Annotated in this window: 1 protein-coding gene; it reads left to right on the plus strand. The window is 18.5% G+C overall.

All coding sequences use genetic code 11. The annotated features are described in order from the left end of the window. Positions 1 to 964 precede the first annotated feature (964 nt). On the plus strand, positions 965 to 3,691 hold the full coding sequence (locus OC701_RS02395; RefSeq protein WP_304514492.1) for a ligand-binding sensor domain-containing protein: 2,727 nt from the start codon (positions 965 to 967) through the stop codon (positions 3,689 to 3,691). Positions 3,692 to 4,517: the final 826 nt, after the last annotated feature.

The following is a 4,517-nucleotide window of genomic DNA, read 5'->3' on the forward strand; positions in this document are numbered from 1 at the left end:
AATTTTTAAAAAGTAATCAATCATAAAAAGATAAATAACAGAACTAAATTATGATATTAAAATCTTTTTTATTTAAAAAACAAAAATAAATTAAAATTTTTAAAATAAATAATACATAATTATTTTTAAATTCTGGACACACATTTAATTTTAAAAGTATTACAATTAATAATCTGTTTAATTATGATTAAAATCAACTTTCTTAGTTGATTTTTTTATTTTTGAACAAAAATGAAAAAGATATTTTTTAACTTATTTTAACAAGAAATAATTTTGTAATAAAAACTTTATTTTGAATTTTTTTAAATTATTTAAAGACTATCTAAATATTAATTAAAAGAAATTTATATATGATTCTTTTTTATATCGTATTTTATTACATTTTTACTAAATCAATTAGAAATACTTAAAATTATTATTATTTTTTTAATATTGACGCAAATATTAATATTTGATAAAATAAATCTACATGTTAAATTAAAAATTAATTTAGTATTTATAAAAATTAATATACTCTATTCATAATAATATTTCTATTTTAATTAAATTTAATTTTTAAATCGGTTTTCAATAATTTATTAATAAATCATAAATTTATTAATTAGGAGTAGTTTGTATTTTTGTTATTTATTAGTTTCTATGGTCTATTATTTGAAAAAATTTCATTATTTTTAAAATATTTGTTAATTTAGAATTATTTATTTTTTGGATATTTTTTTTTATTTAAAATTGCAATTTATAATAGATAAATATTTTAAAAAAATTTAATTTTGTAAATTAAGTTCAAACTTAATAATTATATTAAAAATATTTTAGTTAATTTAATAAAAAATTATTTTTATAATATGCGCAAATATATTTATTATTTTTTATTTAATTTTTTTAATGACTTGAAAAAGTATTTTAATTAAAAAACAATTAATAAAGAAAATTAAGATAAATTAACGGAAAAGGTTTGCTTATTATGTTTGAAAAATCCATGAAAAATACAATTATTAAATTATTAATTAAAGTTTTTATGTTTTTTTTATTAGTGTTAAATATTTTTTTAATAATATTATTTAATTTTAATAATAAGATCAAGAAATCCAAAGTATTTTCTAATAAACAAATAAATAAAGCTGCAAATTTAAACCAAAATAATATAAATTTGTCGCCCAAAGAACAAAAATTATTTTTTATAGATAATAATATTGCTTCGTCTGACGAAATTATTGTAATTTTAAAAGAAAGAATAGTTAATCAATTTTTAAAAAGAAATAAAATAGCAAAAGCTCTTGAATTAGCTAACAAAGACTTAGACATTAATTTTGCAATATCAAATAATCATCTGCCAATCAAAGATGAAGAAAAATTTATAAGAGAATTAATCAAGATTGATCCCCGAATAACCTTAAAAGATGATATAATTGAAGAACTTAAGTCTATATTATTAAGGGAATATAGAATAAAAAAACAATTATTTGAAAAATATGAATTTTTTATAAATTATAAATTAATTCACAATAAAATGAGAAATTCTAATATATATCAAATTAATGAATTATACAAAAATCCGCAAATCCAAAATATAAAATATCCTTTTTATGCAATAGTATTAAAATTTATTTTAGAAGATAAAGAAAAGGAAATCTTTAAATTAAAAGAACAACTAAAAAAATTGCAAGCTGATTTCAATTATTATAATATAATAGAAAATCGAGTAAAAAATGAAAAAGTGTTTGAAAATCATTTAATAGCAATAGATTCAACATTGACATATCAACAAAATTTGTTAATTTTAAAAGAAAAAATAAAAAATCAGTTTAAAGAAAAAAATCAATTAGCAAAATTATATGATCAAATACGAACAGAAATAGAATTATCTATTTTCAAACCTGAAGAACAACTTTATATTGAAAATGAAGAAGATTATATAAACAACTTTTTGTTTACATCTGTAAATATGCCAACTTCGGAAGAAAAAATTTTAGAACATTTCCAGAAAATATTATTATTAGAATATCAAAATAAAAAAACTATTTTAAATTTATACAGTTCTTACTTAAAATATATAATAGATATAATGTTGAATACAAAATCAAATAATTTTATAACATGGTCATCAACTAAAATGGGGATGATAAATAAAATAATAAATAATCCATTATTTACTTCATTTCTAAGACTTCAAATAGAAGATGCTCAAAACGAAATTATTAATTTAAAAGAACAAATAAAAGATATACCTGCAACTATAAAAAATTTAGAAGATAAAAAAAAAGAATTACAAAATGATTTTCAAAATCAGTTAAAAAATTATTTTATTACTTATGATAAAAAAATTAATGATTTAAAAGCTAAAATAGAAGAATTAACTAAAAATGATGAAAAACATGATAAAAATGATCAAAAACACGATAAAGATATTATGACTTTTGCTCCAAAATTACAAACATTAACTACAATTACTGAAAGACACGATGAAAGTATTCTTGATTTCGATAAAAAATTCATAACATTAACTGACAATGATGAAAGACATGACAAAAATGATCAAAGACATGATGAAAATGATGAAAAACATGACAAAAATGATCAAAGACATGATGAAAATGATCGAATACACGACGAAAATGATCGAATACACAAAAAAAATGACGAAAGACAAGACGAAAATGATGAAAAACAGAAAGAAACCGATATAAAACACGATGCAGATATTCTGGATTTGATTCCAATATTAAAAACATTAACTTCGACTACCGAAAAACACGATAAAAGTATTCTGAATTTTGATAAAAGATTCACAAAATTAATTGACAATGACAAAAGACACGATGAAAATGATGAAAGACATGATAAAAATGATCAAAAACACGATAAAGATATTATGACTTTTGCTCCAAAATTACAAACATTAACTACAATTACTGAAAGACACGATGAAAGTATTCTTGATTTCGATAAAAAATTCATAACATTAACTGACAATGATGAAAGACATGACAAAAATGATCAAAGACATGATGAAAATGATGAAAAACATGACAAAAATGATCAAAGACATGATGAAAATGATCGAATACACGACGAAAATTATCTAAGAAACGACGAAACTAATCAAAGACAAGATGAAAGTATTATTGATTTTGATCAAAGATTAAAAACATTAACTGAAATTAACCGAAGACAAGATGAAAGTATTATTGATTTTGATCAAAAATTAAAAACATTAACTAAAATCGATCAAAGACAAGACGAAAGTATTAATAAAATTCAAGAAAAAATCACGATCTTTAATCCGGTTCACACATTATTCAATGAAGAGAAATACAAAATACAAGAAAAATCAAAACAAAATGCAATTAATTTAAATCCTCAAAATCAATTATTAATCAAAGAAAAAAACAAAAATAATTATATTTTTCAAAAAAATAATTTTTTATCAGAAACAATAAATAATAAAAAAACTATAGAATTTTTACCATATCAACAAAAAAATAAAATAATTAATAAACAACAACAATTAAGTTTATCTCAAAAATTAATAAAATTAGCTCACAAATATTTAACAAAAATTTATTCTATTAATGTTCAAAAATGGATATTTTTATTTAAAAAATATAGTCAAATTTATTTAGTCATTATTCCATGTATGATAATAAATATTTTATTTTACTTATTATTAAGTAATAAATTTCAATCATAATTTAAAAATAATTACAAAATTATAAACTCAAGACTTATTTTATAAATTAAAAGTTTATTTTTAATGAAATTTCTGAATATAAATATTTTTATTATCAATTGTTAAATTATAATCTAAAATTATTTAGATTAATTTTTAAATAAATCTTTTTTGATTATTTAATTTTTTTAATATACTGAATAAAAAATAATTTATTATTTATATACTTCTAATTTTTGTTTCTAAAAACGATTAATTATAGCCATGTATTTTTATTATCCAAATTATATAACCGATAATAATAAAAAAAACTAAAAATATATTTAAATGAAATGCCGTTGATATTCAATGACATCGCTTTTGTGTTGTTTTTTATATTTTTGACTTAAAACAAACCAAGAGGGGCTTAAATATAAATTAAATAGTTAAATCAGATTAAATTCAAAGTTTTTTTATGGGTGATTTAAAAAATTGCTTTTCATCAAGAAAGATGTGCGGTTTCTTTTTTAAAAAAGGAAATAATTGATAGGAAATAGGCTGATGCCAGCAAATGATCTAAAATAACTAGTGGGTGTTTTAGACTAGAGCAGGTTAAAAACGAGTTCTATTTAGATTTAAGTCATGTTAGCAATACTTAATAAAAATGAATTAAAAAAATAATTTAGTTAAAATTAAGAAATAAATGGTGAATTTTCGATACTACCTAATTCTTAATAGACTTGATGATTAATTTTTTGGCGGTTTAGTTGAATTAAAAATATTTATTTTTTCGATAAAACGAGAATGTAATTGAGAAGATAGTGTATTTTTCTCTAATAAAAAAAATTCAAATTGATTCTCTAAATTA

This window comes from Candidatus Phytoplasma bonamiae, from assembly GCF_030586845.1.
Classification (GTDB): domain Bacteria; phylum Bacillota_I; class Bacilli_A; order Acholeplasmatales; family Acholeplasmataceae; genus Phytoplasma; species Phytoplasma bonamiae.

Coding starts and splice junctions, on each gene's coding strand:
- OC701_RS02395 (WP_304514492.1), top strand. CDS start 965: ATGTTTGAAAAATCCATGAAAAATACAATTATTAAATTATTAATTAAA.